Source organism: Actinomadura sp. 9N215 (assembly GCF_044326345.1).
Lineage (GTDB): Bacteria > Actinomycetota > Actinomycetes > Streptosporangiales > Streptosporangiaceae > Spirillospora.
Genome location: NZ_JBIRBA010000002.1, coordinates 57,810 through 78,955, shown reverse-complemented (window position 1 = coordinate 78,955; position 21,146 = coordinate 57,810). Strand labels below are relative to the sequence as shown.

The window sequence follows — 21,146 nt, the reverse complement described above, 5'->3', positions numbered from 1 at the left end:
GAGGTGTCGGTCGCCAGGTGTCAGTCGCTCAGTTCGCGGTCCAGGAGGCCGAACAGCTCCTCGTCGGACACGGGGACGGCCGGTTCTCGTTCCTCGTCCGCCGTCCCGGGTTCGCCGGCCGGGTCGTCCTCGCCGATGCCGCAGCGGACGAGCAGGTAGGTGGTCAGCGCACCCACGTTGGGGTGGTCGAACAGGACGGTGGCGGGCAGCGGGAAGCCCGTCTCGGTGCTCAGCCGGTCGCGCAGTTCGATGGCGGTGAGCGAGTCCAGCCCGATGTCGAACAGGCCGCGGTCGTCCGGGACCAGGGCGGGCCCGCCCAGTCCGAGGACCTCGGAGACCCGGCGCGCGACGGTCTGGCGGACCAGGGCCGCCGCCGCGTCCGCGCCGAGCCCGTCCAGGCGCCGCGGCAGCGGCGTCACCGCCCGCGTCCGCGACCCGCGCGCGGCCGCGGACGGGTCGAGCCGCACCGGCACCGGCACGGCCAGCCCGGAGGCCAGGGACCGGTCGAACAGGTCGAGCCCCGCCCGGTGGCCCAGCGGCCGGACGCCGAGCCGGGCGATGCGGGCGCGGTCGGCGGCGCCGAGCGCGGACGCCATGCCCGTGTCCCATTGCCCCCACGGCAGGGAGGTCGCGGGCAGCCCCGAGGCGCGGCGGTGCAGGGCGAGCGCGTCGAGGAAGGCGTTCCCGGCGGCGTAGGCGGACTGCCCGGCGCTGCCGAGCGTTCCCGCGATCGAGGAGAACAGGACGAACGCGCGGAGCGGATGGCCCGCGGTGAGCCGGTGCAGGTTCCAGGCCGCGTCGACCTTGGGCCGCAGGACCCGGTCCAGGGCGTCCGGGGTGACGTTCTCCAGCACCGCGTCGTCCAGAACGCCGGCGGCGTGGACGACGGCGGTCAGCCGTGTCCGGGCGAGCAGCGCCTCGACGGCGCCGGCGTCGGCCACGTCACAGGCGGTGATCTCGACTCGCGCCTCGCCGCCCAGGTCCGCCGCCAAAGAGCGCAGCGCCGGGTCGGCGTCGCCCCGGCGGCTGACCAGCAGCAGGTCGCGGACGCCGTGCGCGGTCACCAGATGCCGGGTGACGGCGGCGCCGAGCGCTCCCCCGGCGCCGGTGACCAGGACCGTCCCGCCGCCGAGATCCGGACCGGCGGCGGGGTGCGCGCGAGGTGTGGGACGCAGTTCGGGGTGGAACGCCTCGCCGCGGCGGAGCGCGAGCCGGTCGGCGCGGCCCGCGACGGCGCGCGGGAGCAGCGAGAGGGTGCCGGGGTCGCCGTCGACGTCGATGACGCCGACCCGGCCTGGCCGCTCGTGCTGGACGGCGCGCACCAGGCCCCAGACCGCAGCCGCGGCGAGGTCCGTCACGGCGTCGCCGGCGCCCGTCGAGACCGCGCCGGAGGTCACGACGGTGAGGCGGCCGTCGTCGGGCAGGCCGAGGATCAGGTCGCGGACGGCGTGGAAGCCCGCACGCACGCCGCCGACCGGGTCGGCCTCGTCCAGTCGGACGGACACCACGGGGAACGGCAACCCGGGATCGTCGACGCCGACCAGCGCTACGAGCGGCGCCTCAGCGGCCTCGGGTGACGCGCCGTCGGCCTCAGGTGACGCGTCGCCGCCGATCGGTTCCGGGAGCCAGGCCAGCTCGTAGGGGCGGAGTCCCGGGTTGCGCAGGGCGTCCGCCTCGACGGGGCGCAGCCGCACCTCGTCCGCCGACAGCACGCCGCGTCCGTCCGCGGTGACGACGTCGAGCGCGAAGCCCGTGCCGTCGCCGAGCCGGATCCTGGCGCGCAGCGGCCCGGACGGTTCGCCCAGCACCCGGACGTTCCGCCAGGCGAACGGCACGTCGACCGCCGTCCCGGCGGCGCTCTCGCCGGTTCCGGCGAGCCAGGCGTGCAGGCACGCGTCCAGCAGGCCCGGGGCGAGGTCGCCGCCGGTGTCCACCTCGGCGTGCAGTTCCCGGTCCGTCCGCCACAGGCCGCGCAGCCCCTGGAACGCGGGGCCGTAGTCGTATCCCCGCTCGGCGAACGAGGCGTAGACGCCGGTGAGGTCGACGGGCCTGGCCTCGGCGGGGCGTTCCCCGGTCCAGCGGGGATCCGCCTCCCCGCCGGACCTCGCCGCCGGGTCGTCTCCGAACTCGACCTCCGCGTGCAGCGTCCAGTCGGGAGCGTCGGCCGCGCGTGCGTGGATCCGCGCCCGCGCGCCGTCCACGGTGATCGTGAGCCGGACGTCCTCGTCCGCGGCGACGACGAGCGGGGCGTGCAGCACCAGCTCCGCCACGGCGGTGTCGTGCCGCCGGGCCAGCCATCCGGCGACGTCGGCCAGCGCCGCCGCGGGCAGCAGCGGTGTGCCGTGCAGCGCGTGGTCCGGGATCCAGGGCTGCCGCCCGTGTGAGAGCACGCCCGTGTACACGGTGGTCTCGCCGCCCGGGACGGTGACGGAGGCCGCGAGAAGCGGGTGGTCCGGCTCGTCCGCGCCGACGCCGGAGGCGGTCGCCGGCTCCGCCGGCGGGGCCAGCCACAGCCGCTCCCGCGCGAAGGGGTAGGTGGGCAGCGGTACGACGACGGCGTCGTCGCCGAGCAGCGCCCGCCAGTCCCAGGCCACGCCCGCGGCGAACGCCCGCGCCACCGTCGACCACAGCGCGAGCAGGTCGTCGCGGCGCCGGTTGAGGGACGCGATCGCGGCGCACGTCCCGCCGGGGTCGGCCTCCCGGATCATGGGGGTGAGCGCCGCGTCCGGGCCGGCCTCCACGAAACGCGTCACGCCCAGTTCCCTGAGCCGCGCCACCGCGTCGGCGAACCGGACGGTGCCGCGCGCATGCCGGGCCCAGTGCGCGGGCGACCCGAGCGTCCCGGCGTCGGCCTCCTCGGCGGTGAGCGTGGACACCACCGTGCGGTCGGGCGCCGCCGCGGCGATCCCGTCGAGCGCGGCCTCGAAGGCGTCCAGCATGGGCTCCATCAGGGCGGAGTGGAACGCGTGGCTGACGGTGAGGCGGCGGGTGCGGCGGCCGGCGGCGGCCAGGGCGGCGGCGACGGCGGCGACGGCCGGTTCCTCGCCCGACAGCACGACCGACTCCGGCGCGTTGACGGCGGCGAGGTCCACGCTCACCCCCGTCTCGGCGGCGATCCGGGCGACGTCGGCGGCGGTGGCGCGCACCGACACCATCGCGCCGCCCTCGGGGAGGTCCTGCATCAGCCGTCCGCGCGCGGCGACCAGCGCCGCCGCGTCGGCCAGGCTCAGCGCGCCCGCGACGTGCGCGGCGGCGATCTCGCCGACCGAGTGGCCGGCCAGCTGCCCGGCGTCCAGTCCCCAGGACTCCAGCAGCCGGAACAGCGCCACCTCGACGGCGAACAGCGCGGCCTGGGCGTTGCGGGTCCGGTCGATGGGGCCGGCGGCGGCGTCCCCGGCGACCAGGGCGGCGACGTCGGGCCCGCCCGCGCGCAGGAGTTCGGCGCGGGCCTCGTCGAAGGCGCGGGCGTAGGCGGGGAAGGCCCGGTGCAGCTCCGCGCCCATGCCCGCGCGCTGGCTGCCCTGCCCGGTGAACACGACGGCGGTGCGCCCGCGCACCGGGCTGCCGGTGACCACGATGGGGTACGCGCCGCGTTCCGGCTCGGTGCCCTCGATCAGGTGGCCGAGCCCGGCGAGGAGCTCGGCGCGGTCCCGTCCGACGACGACGGCGCGGTGCTCGAACGCGGTGCGCGTGGTCGCCAGCGAGAACGCGATGTCGACGTCCCGCGTCCCGGGGGCGGCGAGCACGTGCCGCCTGAGCCGCGCCGCCTGTTCGCGCAGCGCGTCGGGACCGCGAGCGCTCAGCACCCATGGCAGGGGCCGCGCGGCCCGCTCCCGCGGCTCCGGTCCGGGGGCGCCCTGCCCGGGAGAGCCTTCTTCGAGGACGACGTGGGCGTTGGTGCCGCTGATCCCGAACGACGACACCGCGGCGCGCCGGGGGCCGGGCGTGTCCGGCCACGGAACGGACTCGGCCGGCACCTCCACTCCGCCGCTCTCCCAGTCGACATGGTCGGTGAGCCGGGCCGCGTGCAGGGTGCCGGGAACGCGTCCGTGCCGCATCGCGAGGACCGCCTTCATGATCCCGGCGGCCCCGGCGGCGGCCTGGGTGTGCCCGAGGTTCGACTTCACCGATCCCATCACCAGCGGCGGCAGCCCGTCGCGGCCGCTCCCGTAGGCGGCGAGCACGGCGCCCGCCTCGATCGGGTCGCCCAGCGCGGTGCCGGTGCCGTGCGCCTCCAGGACGTCCACGTCCCGCGGCCGCAGCCCCGCGTTGCGCAGCGCCGCCCCGATGACGCGCTCCTGCGACGGGCCGTTGGGCGCGGTGAGCCCGTTGCTGGCGCCGTCCTGGTTGACCGCCGAGCCGCGCACCACCGCCAGCACCCGGTGCCCGTTGCGGCGCGCGTCCGACAGCCGCTCCAGCAGAAGCAGCCCGGCGCCCTCACCCCACGCGGTGCCGTCGGCGTCGGCGGAGAACGGCTTGCACCGGCCGTCGGGGGCCAGCCCGCGCTGGCGGCTGAACTCGATGAACGTCGCGGGGCTCGCCATCACGGTCGCGCCCCCGGCCAGCGCCAGCGAGCACTCGCCCAGCCGCAGCGCCTGCGCGGCCTGGTGCACGGCGACCAGCGAGGACGAGCAGGCCGTGTCCACGGTGATCGCCGGCCCCTCCAGGCCGAGCGTGTAGGCGATCCGGCCGGAGGCGACGCTGCCCGCGCTGCCGCTGACCAGGTAGCCCTCCAGCTCGTGGTGGACGCCGCGCCGCTGGTGCAGGCGGGCCCCGTAGTCGGAGTACATGACGCCGACGAACACCCCGGCCCGGCCGCCGCGCAGCGTTGCGGGGTCGATGCCCGCGTCCTCCACGGCCTCCCAGGCCGTCGTCAGCAGCAGCCGCTGCTGCGGGTCGACGGCCAGCGCCTCGCGCGGGCTGATGCCGAAGAACGCGGGGTCGAACTCGGCGGCGTCGCGCAGGAACCCCCCGTGCCGGGTGGAGGACGTGCCGGGACGGTCGGGGTCGGGATCGAACAGGTCGGGCGCCCAGCCCCGGTCTGCGGGGAACCCGGTGACGGCGTCAACGCCGGCGTCCAGCAGCTCCCACAGCTCGGCCGGAGTGCGGACGCCGCCGGGGAACCGGCACGCCATCCCGACGATCGCGATGGCCTCGCCGGGGTCGGCGGGCGCGGCGGCGCCGCCCTCGGTCCCGTGCGGGGACGGATCGTCCTCGGCCGGGTCCGTGCCGGTGCGGGCGGCGAGGAAGCGCGCGAGCGCGGCCGGGGTCGGATGGTCGAAGACGACGGTGCCGGGCAGCCGGACGCCGAGGGCCGCGGCGAGCCGGTCGCGCAGCTCCACCGCCATCAGCGAGTCGAGCCCGAGGTCGCCGAAGGCACTGCCGGGGTCGACCTCGGCTGCGGAAGCGTGGCCGAGCACGGCCGCCACCGACTCCAGGACGAGGGATTCCACGTCGCCGGTGGCACGCGCCCGCGGCGTCAGGAGGAGCCCGGGCACCGGCGCGGTCGCCGCGGTCGCCGCCGCGGTCGCCGCCTGGGCCCGGCGCGGCAGATCCAGGTTCGCGGCGACCGCCACGGGACGGTCCAGCGCCAGCGCGCCGTCCATGAGCGCGAGGGCCGCGCCGGGGTCCATCCGCCTGATGCCCGCCCGTTCGAGCCTGGCCACGTCGGTGTCGCGCAGGCCCGAGGCCAGACCGCCCGGCACGTCCCACAGGCCCCAGTGCAGGGCGAGGGCGGGCAGTCCGGCGTCGCGGCGGCGGTGGGCGACGGCCTCCAGCGCGGCGTTGGCTGCGGCGTACCCTGCCTGGCCCGCGGTGCCGAGCGCCCCGGCGACCGACCCGAACAGCACGAACGCGTCGAGGTCGCGGTCGCGTGTCAGCTCGTCCAGGTGCGCGGCGGCGCCGGCCTTCACGGCGATGGCGTCCCGCAGCGCGGCGGCGGACAGGCGCTGGACGGTCGCGTCCGCGGCGAAGCCCGCCGCGTGCACGACGCCGGCGAGGTCCAGCCCGTCCAAGAGCGCGGTGAGGCTCTGCCGGTCGGTGACGTCGCAGGCGTGGACGGCGGCGTCGGCGCCGAGCGCGGCGAGGTCGGCGACCACGGCGGCGGCGTCCGGATGCTCGGGACCGCGCCGCCCGGCCAGCAGGAACCGCCGGACGCCGTGCGCGCGGGCCAGATGCGCCGCGACGCGGCGGCCGACGGCCCCGGCGCCGCCGGTGACCAGGACGGTGCCGCCCGCCGCGCTGCGCGGCCACGCCGCCGCGGACGCGTCCCGCCGGGGCGTGTCGTGCGGGGACAGGCGGGGCAGCAGGACGGCTCCCTCCCGGAACACCGCCTCGTCGTGGGCCGCGCCGATGGCGGCGAGCAGCCCCGGATCGCCGTCTTCGGCCTCCAGCAGCGCGAACCGTCCGGGATGTTCGGCCTGGACCGAGCGCACCAGCCCGCGCAGCGCCGCGGGCTCCGCGCGGGCGGGGCCGGGCGGGAGGAGGAACACCAGGCGGGAGCCGGCGGTGCGGTCGTCGTCGAGCCATCGCCGGATCGTGCGCCGTCCGGCCTCGGCGTCGCCGGCGGTGATGAGCACCGTCGGCGGCACCAGATCCGGCCAGGCGTCCCGGCCGGTACCCGCGTGGACGAATCCCTGGGCGAGGGGTTCGGGTGTGCGGACCTGCTCCAGGCCGGGAAGGTAGAGGCGGCTGGAGCCGGTCAGGGCGCGCAGCCCCAGCCGCCCGATCGTCAGGACGGGCCGCCCGTCCTGATCGGCCACCTCGACCTTGTAGGAGTCGGGGTCGAGACGTGTGAAACGGGCCTGGACGCGATCGACCGGTGCGTGGGTGTGCGCGTGGACGTCGTCCAGGGTGGCGGGCACGCGCCTCGGACCGTCGAGGTCATGCAGCGGGATGGCGTGCAGGGCCGCGTCGAGCAACGCGGGATGCAGGCCGTACCCGGCGGGTTCGGCGCGCAGCGCGGCGGGCGGTTCCGCGACGGCGTGGAGGTCGTCGCCGTCCCGCCGCACGGCGCGCAGTCCCTGGAAGCGGGGCCCGTACTCGTAGCCGCGTCCGGCGAGCGCGGCGTACGCGGCGGAGACGTCGAGCCGGTCGACGTCCGGGAAGGGCCGCCCGCCGGTAGCGGACCCCACCTCGCCGGACGGCGCGGCGGCGGTCGCGGCGGTCGCGGCGGTGACGTGGACGACCCAGCCGTCGCCGTCGCCTCGCCGGCTGCGCACAGTGATGTCACCGGACGCCGACACGCCGACCTGGAGCCGGGCCTCCACCTCCGGTCCGAGTTCGAGCGGGGCGCGCAACACCAGCTCCTCCAGGGCGTCCCCGCCGGACGCGGCGAGCACGATGCCGGTGAAGACGGCGGCGGGCACGAGCACCCGCCCGTCGATGCGGTGCTCGGCCAGCCACGGCTGCCGGCGCTCCGACAACACGCCCGTGAAGATCCGGCCGCCGTCCGGTGTCTCGACGGAGCCGCCCAGCAGCGGGTGCGCGGCGGGCTCCAGCCCGAACGCGTCCGGACGGCCGTCCTCGCCGGGTGGAGGCAGCAGCCAGTACCGCCGGGTCTCGAAAGGGTAGGTCGGCAGGTCCACGACCCTGCCGCCCACGTACCAGGGGCCGAGGTCGACCGGCACACCGGCGGCGTGCAGCCTGCCCAGCGCGGTCCGCGGCCCCTCGCGCAGCAGCGGGACGGCCACCACCGGACCGTCGATCGTTTCGCGGACCAGCGCAGACAGGGAGCCGTCCGGGCCGAGCTCAGCGAAACGGGTCACGCCGGTGTCGTGCGCGGCCCGTACCGCGTCGGCGAACCGCACCGGGCGGCGGATCTGCTCCACCCAGTACTCCGGGCTCGACATCGCCGAGGCGTCCACGGGCGCGCCGGTCACGGTCGAGATGATCGGGACGGCCGGGACGCGGCCCGCGCCGGACGCCGGGTCGGGTACGGCCGCGCGGAACTCGTCGCGGAACTCCTGGAGCACGTCCTCCATGTGGTGGGAGTGGAAGGCGTGGCCGACCTTCAGCCGCCCCGCCCTGCGGCCGTCGCCGCGCCACCGTTCGACCAGCCGGTCGACCGCGGCGGCGTCGCCGGACAGCACGACCGAGCCGGGCGCGTTCACCGCGGCGATCTCCACCGCGCCGCCGGCGCCGCCGCCGGCGATCAGCGCGGCGGCCTGCTCCTCGGACGCGGCGAAGGCGGCCATCGCGCCACCGTCCCGCGCGGACTGCATCAGCCTGCCCCGCACGGCCACCAGCGCGCAGGCCGTGGCCAGATCGAGGATCCCGGCGACGTGCGCGGCGGCGATCTCTCCGACCGAGTGGCCGATGAGCACGTCCGGCCGCAGCCCGTACCGTTCGGCCAGCCGGTACAGGGCCGTCTCGACGGCGAACAGCGCCGGTTGCGCATAGCGGGTCTGCCGGAGCCGCTCGGCGTCCTCGGAGACCAGTTCGCGGAGCCCGACGCCGAGATGCGGCTCCAGATGCGCGGAGACCTCGTCGAAGGCGGTCGCGTAGGTCGTGGAAGTCTCCAGCAGTTCGGCGCCCATGCCGATCCGCTGGGTGCCCTGGCCGGCGAACAGGAACGCCAGTCGCGCGTCGCCGGCGCCGGCCGCCTCGCCGAGGACGAGCCCGGGATGTTCCGTCCCGTCGTGGAGCGCGGTGAGCGCGGCGAGCAGTTCGGACGCGTCCGTGCCGTGGACGACGGCGCGGTGCTCGAACCGCGCCCTGCGGTCGAGGGTGAAGCCCGTGTCGAGGAGCCGGGGCGCGTCGCCGGAGGTGAGGACGTCGTGCAGCGCGCCCGCCTGAGTCCGTAGCGCGCTCGGTGTCTTCGCCGACAGGACGAGCGGCACCGGCCGGTCCTCAGCCGGGGCGGGGGCGCCGTCCGGGGGTTCTTCGAGGATGATGTGGGCGTTGGTGCCGCTGATCCCGAACGAGGACACCCCCGCACGCCGAACCCGCCCCTCCCGGACGGGCCAGGAACGCTCCCGACGCAACAACGCCACGCCCGAACCGTCCCACCGCACCAGCGGCGAAGGCTCATCTGCGTGCAACGTGCGCGGCAACACCCCATGCCGCAACGCCATCACCATCTTGATGACCCCGCCCACACCCGCAGCCGCCTGCGCATGCCCCACATTCGACTTCAACGACCCCAACCACAACGGACCATCCCCGCGCTCGCGCCCATAAGCCGCGATCAACGCCTGCGCCTCGATCGGATCACCCAACCGCGTCCCCGTCCCATGCCCCTCCACCACATCCACATCCCCAGGCCCCAACCCCGCATCCGCCAACGCCCGACCGATCACCGCCTCCTGCGCCCGCCCACTCGGAGCCGTCAACCCATTACTCGCCCCATCAGAATTGACCGCCGAACCACGCACCACCGCCAACACCCGATGCCCTTCTCGGTGGGCACGCGACAAACGCTCCACCACCAGCACGCCGACGCCCTCGGCCCACCCCGTCCCATCAGCGCCCGCACCAAAAGCCCTGCACCGCCCATCAGGCGACAACCCCCGCTGCCGCGAAAACTCCACAAACATCCCCGGCGTCGCCATCACCGCCACCCCACCGGCCAACGCCAGACCACACTCACCCGACCGCACCGCACCCACCGCCAAATCCAACGCCACCAACGACGACGAACACGCCGTATCCACCGTCAACGCACGACCACCCAAACCCAACACATACGCAATCCGCCCCGAAGCCACGCTGGATTCCGTACCGGCGAGAAGGAGACCCTCAAGGTCTTCCGGCGCGGTTTTGAGCCGTGTTCCGTAGTCGTCGTACATGGCACCGATGAAAACGGCGGTGTCGGTGTCTTTCAACGAAGTCGGATCAATTCCGGCACGCTCCAACGACTCCCACACCACCTGCAACAACAAACGCTGCTGCGGATCAGTCGCCAACGCCTCACGCGGACTCAACCCGAAAAACCCCGCGTCGAACTCACCCGCATGCGACAAGAACCCGCCACGCCGCGTATACGACCGCCCCCGACGATCAGGATCCGGATCAAACAACCCCTCCACATCCCAACCCCGATCACCAGGAAAATCCCCCGTCGCATCCACACCCTCCGCCACCAAATCCCACAAATCCTCCGGAGACTCCACACCACCCGGAAAACGGCACCCCATACCCACGATCACCACCGGATCGTCATCCACGGCCTCCGCCACGACCGCGGACGCGGTCTCCGGCTCGGTGCCGGCCGCCGGGCTCGGCGAGCTCTGCGCCGTGAGGGTCTCCAGGAGGTGTTCGCCGAGCGCCGCGACGGTCGGAAACTCGAACACGACGGTGGCGGGCAGGGTCAGGCCGGTCAGCGCGTTGAGCCGGTTGCGCAGCTCCACGGCGGTGAGGGAGTCGAAGCCGAGTTCCTTGAACGCGCGGTCGGCGTCGAGACCGGCGGGGTCCTCGTGACCGAGGACGGCCGCGACCTGGTCCCGCAGCAGTGCCAGGAGGGTGCGCGGCCGCTCGTGCGGCGGTTCGGCGCGGAGCCGCTCGGGCCATGCGCCGCCGCGCCGCGCGGCCGGGAGCGTCGGGACGAGCGCGGACAGCAGGGCGGGCAGCCGTCCCGCCGCCGCCTCGCCGCGCAGGACGACCTGGTCCGGGAGCGAGACGACGGTGTGCGGGCCGGGGGCGCGGTCGAAGGCGGCGAGGGCGTGGCCGGTCGGGACGGAACCGACGCCGTACCGGGCCAGGCGGGCGCGGCCGGACGTCCCGACCTGCCGGGTCATCGCGCTCGTCTCGTCCCACACCCCCCAGGCGAGGGACCGCGCGGGGAGGCCGCGGGCGTGCCGGTGGGCGGCGAGGGCGTCCAGGAAGGCGTTCCCGGCGGCGTAGTTGGCCTGGCCGGGCGCGCCGGTCGTCGCGACGGCCGAGGAGAACAGCACGAAGTCCTCAAGGGGAAGCCCGGCGGTCAGCTCGTGCAGGTGCCAAGCCGCGTCGACCTTGGGGAGCAGCACGGTGCGCAGCCGCTCCTCGCTCAGCTCGGCGACGGTGGCGTCGTCGAGGGTCCCGGCGGCGTGCACCACCGAGCGCAGCGGACGCCCGGCGGGCACGGAGGAGATCAGCTCGGCCACGGCGGCGCGGTCGGCCAGGTCGGCGGCCGTCACCGTGACGCCGGCGCCCAGTGCGCGCAGTTCGGCGGCCAGGTCGGCGGCGCCCGGGGCGTCCGGGCCGGACCGGCTGACCAGCAGCAGGTGCGGCGGATCCGCCGCGGCGGCGACCGCGGTGGACACGAGGTGGCGGGCGATCAGCGCGCCGAGTGTCCCGGTGCCGCCGGTCACGAGGACGGTGCCGCCGCCGCGGGCGGCGGCGGGCGCGGCGGGTTCGGCGGGCAGGTCGCCGGGGACGAGCCTCGGCACGAGCACCCTTCCGGACTGGACCGCCGCCTCCGGTTCCGCCCCGCCCACGGCGCCTGCCAGCAGCGCGGCGGGCGCGGGCGCGTCGGTCTCGACGAGCGCGAACCGTCCGGGATGCTCCGACGCGGCGGTGCGCAGCAGCCCGCGCACCGGAGCGGCGCTCAGGTCGGCCGCCCCGCCCGCGCCGAGCACCACGACGAGCCGGGTCGGCTCCAGCGCGGGATCGTCGATCCACCGGCGCAGCAGGCCCAGCACGGCGGCGGTACGGTCGTGGGCCGCGGGCACCGGCGGGCCGTCGCCGGTCCCGCCGACCGGCACCAGGACGACCGGACGCCCCACGGCGCCCGGCTCCTCGATGATCCCGGCGTCCTGGACCAGGCCCGCCACGTCCCCGAAGCCCGCGAGCACGGCGGCGCTCGCCGGAGCCGCGCCGTCCGCGGCCGCCGGGGCGGCCTCCACCCACTCGATCCGGTGCACCGGGACGGCGCCCGCCACGGCATCGAGATCGGCGGGACGGAACGCCAAGGACGCGATCTCCCCCACGACCGCGCCCTCGCCGTCGCTGAAGCCCAGGCGGACGCGCGCCTCGGCGAGCGGCTCCACCCGCACGCGCAACGTGCGCGCCGCACGCCCGCCGGTGAGGCGCAGCCCCTCGAACGCGAACGGCAGCAGCGGGCGGTCCCCGGCGAGGAGACCCACCACCGGGTGCAGCGCCGCGTCCAGCAACGCGGGGTGCTGGACGAAGCCGCCGGCGTCCTGCTCCTCGGGAAGTTCCACCTCGGCGTGCAGAACCGCGCCCTCGCGCCATGCCGCCGTCAGGCGCTGGAAGGCGGTCCCGTAGTCGTAGCCCGAACGGAACAGGTCCTCGTACAGGCCGGTGACATCGACGGGTTCCGCGCCGGGGGGCGGCCATGCCGCCGGCTGCGCGTCGAGCCGGCCTGACGCGTCCGGGACGAGCACGCCTCGGGCGTTCTCGATCCACGCGGCGGCCCCGTCCGTCCGGGAGTGCACCGTGACGGTTCGCCGCCCCGCGCCATCAGGGCCGCCCACGCGGATCTGCGTCTCGGCGGGCGGGACGAGCGGCGCCCGCACCGTCAGCTCGCGGACCTCCGGGCAGCCGACCAGCCCGCCCGCGTGGGCGACCGCCTCGGCGAGGAGCACGCCCGGGGCGATCACCGTGCCGAGCACGCGGTGGTCGGCCAGCCACGGGTAGGCGCGGTCGTCGAGCCGCCCGGCGAGCACGGTGTCGCCGTCGGCCAGCTGGACGGGCTCGCCGAACAACGGGTGCCCCGACCGGGCGGCGGCCCTCGGCGCGGACGTCGCGTTCAGCCAGTAACGTCGGCGCTCGAACCGGTAGGTCGGCAGCTCGGCCGCCGGTGTCGCGCCGTCGCCCGGCCGTGCCCACGCCACGGGTGCGCCGCCGAGGTGCGCCGCGGCCAGCGACCGTCGCAGCCGGTCCGGGCCGCCCTCGTCCCGGCGCAGGGTGCCGGTGACGCACACCGGCCCCGCGTCCCGCTCGGCGAACGCCTCCTCGATCGCGGTCGTCAGCACCGGATGCGGGCTGACCTCCACGAACCGGGTGTGCCCCGCGTCGGCGAGCGCCGCGACGGCCCGGTCGAACCGGACGGTCTCCCGCAGGTTGCGGTACCAGTAGGCGGCGTCGAGCGCCGTGGTCTCGGCGCGGTCGCCCGTCACCGCGGAGTAGAACGCGGTCCCGGACGGCCCCGGTCGCACCGCGGCGAAGGTCTCCAGGAGATGGTCGCGGAGCGGCTCGACCTGCCGGGTGTGCGAGGCGTAGTCCACCGGGACGCGGCGCGCGCGGACGCCCCGCTCCTCGCACCAGGCCAGCAGTTCCGCCAGCGCCGCGTCGGGGCCGCCGACGACGGTGGAGCGCGGGCCGTTGCGGACCGCGACCTCGATGTCGCCGGGCCAGTCCTCCAGGTCCGCCGCGCCGAGCGCGACGGACGCCATCCCGGCGCCGCCCGCGATCCGGGTCAGGGCCTTGCTGCGCAGCGCCACCAGGCGCGCGGCGTCGTCCAGGCCGAGCGCGCCCGCGACGTACGCGGCGGCGATCTCCCCCTGCGAGTGGCCGACGACCGCATCGGGACGCACGCCCGCGCCCTGCCACACGGCGGCGAGGGCCGCCATGACCGCGAAGAGAGCGGGCTGGACGACGTCCACCCGTTCCAGTGGGGGCGCGCCCGGTTCGCCGCGCAGCACCGCGAGCAGCGACCAGTCGGTGTGCTCGGCGAGAGCGGCGGCGCACGCCTCGATCTCGGCACGGAACACCGCGTCGGCGTCCAGGAGTGCCCGCGCCATCCCCGGCCACTGCGACCCTTGTCCGGGGAAGACGAAGACGGTTCTGCCGGGTGTGGTCTCGCCGGTGAGCACGGCTTCGTGGGGTTCGCCTGCGGCGAGGGCGCGCAGCGCCTGGGACAGCGTGCCGGTGTCGTCCGCCGCCACGGCCGCGCCGTGCGACAACCGCGCCCGGGTCAGGAGGGTTCCGGCGACCGCGTCGGCCGTGAGGTCGGGGTGGCGGGTCAGATGGTCGGCGAGCGCGGCGGCCTGCCTGCGCAGCGCATCGGGCCCGTTCCCGGACAGCAGGACGGGCGGCGCCGGGCCCTCGACCGGCTGCGCGGCGTCGGCGGGGGATGCGGGAGGCTCTTCGAGGATGATGTGGGCGTTGGTGCCGCTGATCCCGAACGAGGACACCCCCGCACGCCGAACCCGCCCCTCCCGCGCAGGCCAGGAACGCTCCCGGCGCAGCAACGCCACCCCCGAACCGTCCCACCGCACCAGCGGCGAGGGCTCCTGCACATGCAACGTGCGCGGCAACACCCCACGCCGCAACGCCATCACCATCTTGATCACCCCGCCCACACCCGCAGCCGCCTGCGCATGCCCCACATTCGACTTCAACGACCCCAACCACAACGGACCATCCCCGCGCTCGCGCCCATAAGCCGCGATCAACGCCTGTGCCTCGATCGGATCACCCAACCGCGTCCCCGTCCCATGGCCCTCCACCACATCCACATCCGCAGGCCCCAACCCCGCATCCGCCAACGCCCGACCGATCACCGCCTCCTGCGCCCGCCCATTCGGAGCCGTCAACCCATTACTCGCCCCATCGGAATTGACCGCCGAACCACGCACCACCGCCAACACCCGATGCCCTTCTCGGTGGGCACGCGACAAACGCTCCACCACCAGCACGCCGACGCCCTCGGCCCACCCCGTGCCGTCAGCGCCCGCACCAAAAGCCCGGCACCGCCCATCAGGCGACAACCCCCGCTGCCGCGAAAACTCCACAAACATCCCCGGCGTCGCCATCACCGCCACCCCACCGGCCAACGCCAGACCACACTCACCCGACCGCACCGCACCCACCGCCAAATCCAACGCCACCAACGACGACGAACACGCCGTATCCACCGTCAACGCACGACCACCCAAACCCAACACATACGCAATCCGCCCCGACGCGACACTGACGGTGCCGCCCGTGAGGAGGTATCCGTCCGTGCTGCCGCCTCCGCCTTCGTCCAGGCGAGGCGCGTAGTCGGATGAGGTGGCGCCGATGAAGACGCCGGTATCCGTGCCTTTCAGTGAGGTCGGATCAATTCCCGCACGCTCCAACGACTCCCACACCACCTGCAACAACAAACGCTGCTGCGGATCAGTCGCCAACGCCTCACGCGGACTCAACCCGAAAAACCCCGCATCAAAACCACCCGCATCCAACAAAAACCCGCCACGCCGCGTATACGACCGCCCTCGACGATCAGGATCCGGATCAAACAGACCCTCCACATCCCAACCCCGATCACCAGGGAATTCGCCGGTCGCGTCCACACCGTCGGCCACCAATTCCCACAAGTCCTCCGGCGACTCCACACCACCCGGAAAACGGCACCCCATACCCACGATCACCACCGGATCGTCATCCACGACCTCCGCCACGACCGCGGGCACGGTCTCCGGCTCGGTGCCGACGCTGAGGTGGACGACCAGTTCGTCGATCGTGGGATGGGCGAAGAGCGTGGCCGCGGGGACGTCCGTGCCGAGCGCGGCGCCGAGACGTTCGCGCAGGTCGACCAGGCCGAGGGAGTCAAAGCCGAGGTCGCGGAACACCGCGTCCCGGGCGATGCGGTCCGGGTCACCGTGACCGAGCACCGCCGCGACCTCGTCCAGGACGAGACGTTCCACGTCCACGGCGGCCGCCTGGGCTGTGTCGCCCTCCGCGACGGAATGCGCCGCGAGCGCGGCCGCACGTCGCGGCTCCGGTTCCGGAATCGAATCCAGCCAGAAGCGCTCGCGCTGGAACGGGTACGTAGGCGGCTTCACGCGGGGACCGCCTGGCGGGAACCAGGCGTCCCAGTCGACGGCGACGCCCTCGGTGAACAGGCGGCCGACCGCCGTCTCCACGTCGTCGGCCTTGCCGAGGACGGGCACGAACGCGGCGCCCGTCTCCCACCCGGCGGCGACCTCCCGGCCCATGCCGCTGAGCGCGGTGCCGGGCCCGGACTCCACGAAGATCCCGGCGCCGAGGGCATGGAGGCGGTGCAGCCCGTCGGCGAACCGCACCGCCCGCCGGGCGTGCTCGACCCAGTAGTCCGGGCCGGTCGTCTCAACGCGTTCTCCGGTGAGGGACGACACGAACGGGATGCGGGCGGCGCCGAAGTCGAGCCCTTCCAGCACGGTGCGGAAGGCGTCCAGCATCGGGTCCATCAGCGGCGAGTGGAAGGCGTGGCCGACGCGCAGCGCACGGGTCCGCAGGCCGCGTTCGGCGGCGAGCGCGCCGATCCGTTCGATGTCCGCGTGCTCACCGGAGACCACCACCGAGGACGGGCCGTTCACGGCGGCGAGCGCGACGACGCCGCCGGCGGCTCCGAGCAGCTCGCCGGCCTCGTGTTCACCGGCGCCGAGCGCGAGCATCGCGCCACCGGCGGGCAGCGCGTCCATCAGCCGCCCGCGCGCGACGATCAGGTCGGCCGCGGCCTCCAGCGTGAGCATCCCGGCGCAGTGCGCGGCGGCGACCTCGCCGATGGAATGGCCCGCGACGAAGCCGGGACGCAGTCCCAGCGACTCCAGCAGCCGGAAGGTGGCGACCTCCACGGCGAACAGGGCGGGCTGGGTGAAGGCCGTCCGGTCGAGCGCGGCGGCCTCCGCCGTGCCGGGCCCGGCCCAGGCCACCTCGGTGAGCGGGCGCGGGAGGCGCTCGTCCAGGACGGCGGCGACCTCGTCGAACGCGGCCCGCCACGCCGGGTGCTCGCGGTGCGCCCGGCGCCCCATGCCGGGCCGCTGGCTGCCCTGCCCGGGAAACAGCACGGCGACCGGGACGCGACGTGCCGTGCCGGTGACGACCCCGGCCGCCGATCGTCCGGCGGCGAGCGCGCCGAGCCCGGCGGGAGCGTCACCGGAGACGGCGGCGCGGTGGTCGAACGCGGTGCGCGTGGTCGCGAGGGCGCGGGCGAGGCCGTCCGGCACCGTGCCGTGCTCGTCCACCAGGTCGCGGAGGCGACCGGCGAGGTCGCGCAGCGCCGTCGCGGACCTCGCGCTGAGGACGAGCGGGCCGCGCCCGCCCGCGGCCGGGGCCCGGCCGTTCCCGCGCGGACCCACCGGAGCCGCGCCCGTCGGGGCCGCGTCCGCCGGAGCCGCGCCGACGATCAGGTGGCAGTTGGTGCCGCCCATGCCGAACGAGCTGACCCCCGCCAGCGGCGGCTCGTCCTCCCGGGGCCAGGGGCCCGACGCGTCCCGCACGCGCAGCCGCAACCCGGCCAGGTCGATCGCCGGGTTCGGGTCGCTGAAGTTGAGGCTGGCGGGCAGCCTGCGGCGGTGCACGCCGAGCACCGTCTTGATGAGCCCGGCGATGCCCGCCGCGCCCTCCAGGTGACCGATGTTGGTCTTCACCGAACCGACGTCCAGCAGCGAAACGCCCTCGCCGCGGGCCAGGCCGAGACCGGCCGCCTCGACCGGGTCGCCGACGGGGGTGCCGGTGCCGTGCAGCTCCACGTAGTGCAGGTCCGCCGGGCTCACCCCGGCGGCGGCGCAGGCGGCCTGGACGACCTCCGCCTGCGCCCGCGCGTCCGGCACCGTGAGCCCGCCGGTCGCGCCGTCGTTGTTGACCGCGCTGCCGCGGATCACGGCGTACACCTCGTCGCCGTCGGCGAGCGCGACGTCGAGGGGCTTGAGCAGGACGAGTCCCGCGCCCTCGCCGCGCACGTACCCGTTGGCCCGGCGGTCGAAGGTGTGGCACCGCCCGTCGGGAGACAATCCCCCGAACGCCGCGACGGCGGACGTCCCGCCCGGATCGACGATCAGGTTGACCCCGCCCGCCAGCGCCAGCCGCGACTCGCCGCGCCGCAGGCTCTGGCACGCCAGGTGCACCGAGACCAGCGACGACGACTGCGCGCTGTCGACCGCGACGCTGGGCCCGCGCAGCCCCAGCAGGTAGGACACGCGGTTGGCGATGACGCCGCGGGTCGTGCCGGTCAGCGTGTGCCGCCCCACCGCCGCGGGACGCGACAGCGCCGCGTACTCGTCGGCCATGCCGCCCACGAAGACGCCGGTGGCGGTGCCCCCCAGGTCGGCGGGCACGACGCCCGCGTCCTCCAGGGCCTCCCAGGCCAGCTCCAGGACGAGCCGCTGCTGCGGGTCCATCGCGGCGGCCTCGCGCGGCGAGACGCCGAAGAACTCCGCGTCGAACCCGGCGATGTCGTCCAGGTAGCCGCCGTACCGCAGGGCGGGCGCGTCCGCCGCGAGCCGTTCGAACGCCGCCGACGAGGCCGCCCGCGCGGCGGGGATCTCGCCGATGGCGTGCCGGCCCTCCTCCAGCAGCCGCCACAGGGCGTCCGGGCCGTCCGCGCCGGGGAACCGGCACGCGACACCGATCACCGCGACGGGGCCGGCCGCCGTCTCGTCGTACCAGCTCACCGTCGTCCTCCTGGGAAGTCCGCGCGGACGGCGTCCGCGACCTCGTGCAGCCGGGGAATCAGGTAGAAGTGGTCGCCGGGCAGGACCCGCAGCTCGAACGGGCCGGGAGTGTGCTCCCGCCAGGCCCGCGCCTCCGCCACGGCGACCCGGGGGTCGTCGTCGCCGGTCAGGGCCACCACCGGGCAGCCGACCGCGGTGCCGGGCGCGGCGGTGTATCCGCGCAACGCCCGGTAGTCGGCGCGGAGGGCGGGCAGGATCAGCGCGCGCAGGTCCGGGTCGGTCAACACGGCCGGGGAGGTCCCGCCGAGGAACAGCACCTCGTCCAGCAGCGACCGGTCGGCCCGCACGACGGCGTCCTCGACCCGCGCCAGGTGGGGGGCGCGGGCGGCCGAGACGAACAGCCGGTCGGGGACCGGCCCGTGACCGCGCTCGCCGAGCAGGGCCGTCTCGTACGCCACCAGCGCGCCCATGCTGTGCCCGAAGAACGCCAGCGGTCCGCCGCCCGCACCGGCGGCGTCGGCGGCCAGCGCCCCGGCGATGCGCCGGGCGAGTTCCCGCACGTCCTCGACGGGCGGTTCGTCGCGCCGGTCGAGGCGTCCCGGGTACTGGACGGCCAGCACCCGCAGCGCCGGGGACAGCGCCCTGGCGAGCGGGGCGAAGAAGGCGGCGGACCCGCCGGCGTGCGGCAGGCACACCAGGGTCGGCGCACCGCCCGCGGCCGGGGCGAACTGCCGCAGCCACTCGGCGCCCGTCGCGACCGCGCCGCCGGACCCGCCCGCCGTCATGCGCCCGCCCGCGCGCGTGCCGCCTCCAGCGCGGCGGCCAGCCGCGCCTTGACGGCCGGATCGGCGTCCGGCCACATCTCCAGCACCGCCAGCAGGCTCCACAGCCGTGTCTCGGCCAGATGCGCGGGTGCGCCGTGCACGTCGTCGTGCTCGATCAGCCGCAGGTCACGCACGTTGCGGCGAAGCCTTTCGGTGTCGCCCGGCGGGATGATCTCGTCGCGGGCGGCGGTCACCACGGCCAGCGGGATCGCCAGCTCGCGCAGCCGCGCGTCGTCCAGGGCCCAGTCGCGGACGTGCCCGAACACCTCGTCCGGCGGCACACCCGTCAGATGCGCCAGCGTGTCGCCCGTCGTCTTGGGGACCCGCCGCTGCCAGGCGGTGTCGGTGAAGAAGTCGTGGACGGGCGGGCCGTTGCCGACCAGCCCCCGGACACGCGGATCGGCGAGCGCGGCGGTGATGGCCGAATGCCCGCTGAAGCTGAGCGCCAGCAGATAGGCCTGCGACACGTCCGCGCGGCCGGCGAGCGCGTCCAGGATCGCGGGGAACAGCCGCCAGCCGTCCGGCCCGTACCGCAGCGGGCTCTCGCCGACGCCCGGCAGCTCGGCCACCACGCCCGCCAAGCCGAACGCGGCGATCTGCGGCAGGACGGGCCCCCACTGCTCCTTCGGGCTCACGATCCCGCCGGTCATGACCAGCAGCGGACGGTGCCGTTCCGCCGACAGCCCCGCGCACCACACCCGGACCGGCGTGCCCGCCACCTCGACCGTCACCGGCTCGATCCCCGGATGGGCGTGGCGCCAGCGGTCGAACGCCTCGACGGCCCGGTCGAGGGCGCGCTTGCGGCCCGGGCCGTCCACGAACGGGAACCGGCCCATGACGTAGTGCTGGCAGGCGGCCAGCGTCTCCCCCGCCGCGTCCAGCCGCTCCCCCTCGGCGATCCACTCGTGCGCCCACGTGCCGGGGGCGTCGCCCTCGTCGGCGGTGATCCGGTCCAGCAGCGGCCCGTAGTGGTCCGCGGGCAGGTTCTGCGAGATCGCGTGCGCGACCACCAGCCGCTTCAGCTCGTCCAGATCGTTCATCTCGGCCCCTCCTCCAGCGCGTCCTTGATCTCGGTCAGCACGTCCGCGGCCTCGGCGCCGTCGACGACCCGGTGGTCGAAGGCCAGCGACAACCGCATCACCGGGGCGATCGCGACGGCGCCGTCCCGGGCGACCGGACGGTCCAGGATCCGGCCGACGCCCAGCGTGATCGTGGTGCCGCCGACGGAGTGGAAGCCGTCCACCGCGCGGTGGCCCAGCGAGGTGACGCTGAACGTGCCGGTCACCGCCGGCCTGTTGTGGAGCTGCGCCGCCGCCTCGCGGAACCGCTCCAGCGCGGCCCGCCACGGCGCCAGGCCCAGCGCGCGGATCCCGGCGAACTCCGGCGCCGTGTCCGGGTCGGCCGCCGTGGCCCGGTCCAGGTGCTCCTGGACGTCGGCGAGCGAGGCGTCCTCCAGCTCCGGGATCACCGTGGCCAGCACCACGCGATGGCCGTCCAGCGTCCGGTCGAGCGTGACTTTGGCGCTGACGGTGTCGAAGGTCGCGACCGTCGGGTCGAGGCGGCCCTGGATCGCCGCGTTGGCCAGTGGGTGCTTGCGCAGCACCCCCGCCGCGGCGTGCACAACGTGCGCGACGACCGACAGCCGCCGGCCGTCCCGGCGCGCCGCGTCGCGCGAGGCCCCGATCGCCGTCGCGTCCACCTCGGTGCCGAGGAACACCGGCGAGAAATCGCGGATCTGGTCGAGAAAGAACAGCGTGTGCCGCCGCTGCGGCGGAAAGGGCCGCACCGTCACCGGGTCACCAGCCGATAAATCGATTCCAGATTTCCCACGTCGAGGAAGTCGGGCAGCGACAACGGACGCTCCGATCGTTTCTCCAGCAGCAGCAGAATGGTCAGGAGGTGCACCGAGTCCCAGCCGGCGACCTCGTCGAAATCGCGAGGCAGGTCCTGTTCGGTGATCTCAAGGCCCATCTCGTCCTGGAGCAGCTCGACGAATTCGGCTCTGGTCAGCACGGTTTCCTCC

At 75.6% G+C, this 21,146-nt stretch carries 5 protein-coding genes; all 5 read right to left on the bottom strand.

Translation table 11 applies throughout. From position 1 onward, the window contains the following. Positions 1-20 precede the first annotated feature (20 nt). The 5 genes from ACH34T_RS03155 to ACH34T_RS03135 are packed head-to-tail and all read right to left on the bottom strand — an operon-like array spanning position 21 to position 21,136. Positions 21-18,299: an SDR family NAD(P)-dependent oxidoreductase gene (locus tag ACH34T_RS03155; RefSeq protein WP_395990403.1), complete on the bottom strand. Its 18,279-nt coding sequence runs from the start codon at positions 18,297-18,299 to the stop codon at positions 21-23. After that, positions 18,296-19,084 carry a thioesterase II family protein gene (locus ACH34T_RS03150; RefSeq protein WP_395990402.1) on the bottom strand — a complete coding sequence of 263 codons (789 nt, stop codon included), beginning with the start codon at positions 19,082-19,084 and terminating at the stop codon, positions 18,296-18,298. Before ACH34T_RS03150 ends, ACH34T_RS03155 begins: the two co-directional genes overlap by 4 nt. Further along, positions 19,081-20,163 (bottom strand): alpha/beta fold hydrolase, encoded by a 1,083-nt coding sequence (locus ACH34T_RS03145; RefSeq protein ID WP_395990401.1) that lies wholly within the window; start codon positions 20,161-20,163, stop codon positions 19,081-19,083. The genes ACH34T_RS03150 and ACH34T_RS03145 overlap by 4 nt, the downstream gene beginning before the upstream one ends. Then, positions 20,160-20,915 carry a 2-oxo acid dehydrogenase subunit E2 gene (locus tag ACH34T_RS03140; RefSeq protein ID WP_395990400.1) on the bottom strand — a complete coding sequence of 252 codons (756 nt, stop codon included), beginning with the start codon at positions 20,913-20,915 and terminating at the stop codon, positions 20,160-20,162. Before ACH34T_RS03140 ends, ACH34T_RS03145 begins: the two co-directional genes overlap by 4 nt. Further along, positions 20,912-21,136, bottom strand: a complete 225-nt coding sequence (locus tag ACH34T_RS03135; RefSeq protein ID WP_395990399.1) for a phosphopantetheine-binding protein — start codon at positions 21,134-21,136, stop codon at positions 20,912-20,914. The genes ACH34T_RS03140 and ACH34T_RS03135 overlap by 4 nt, the downstream gene beginning before the upstream one ends. Positions 21,137-21,146: the final 10 nt, after the last annotated feature.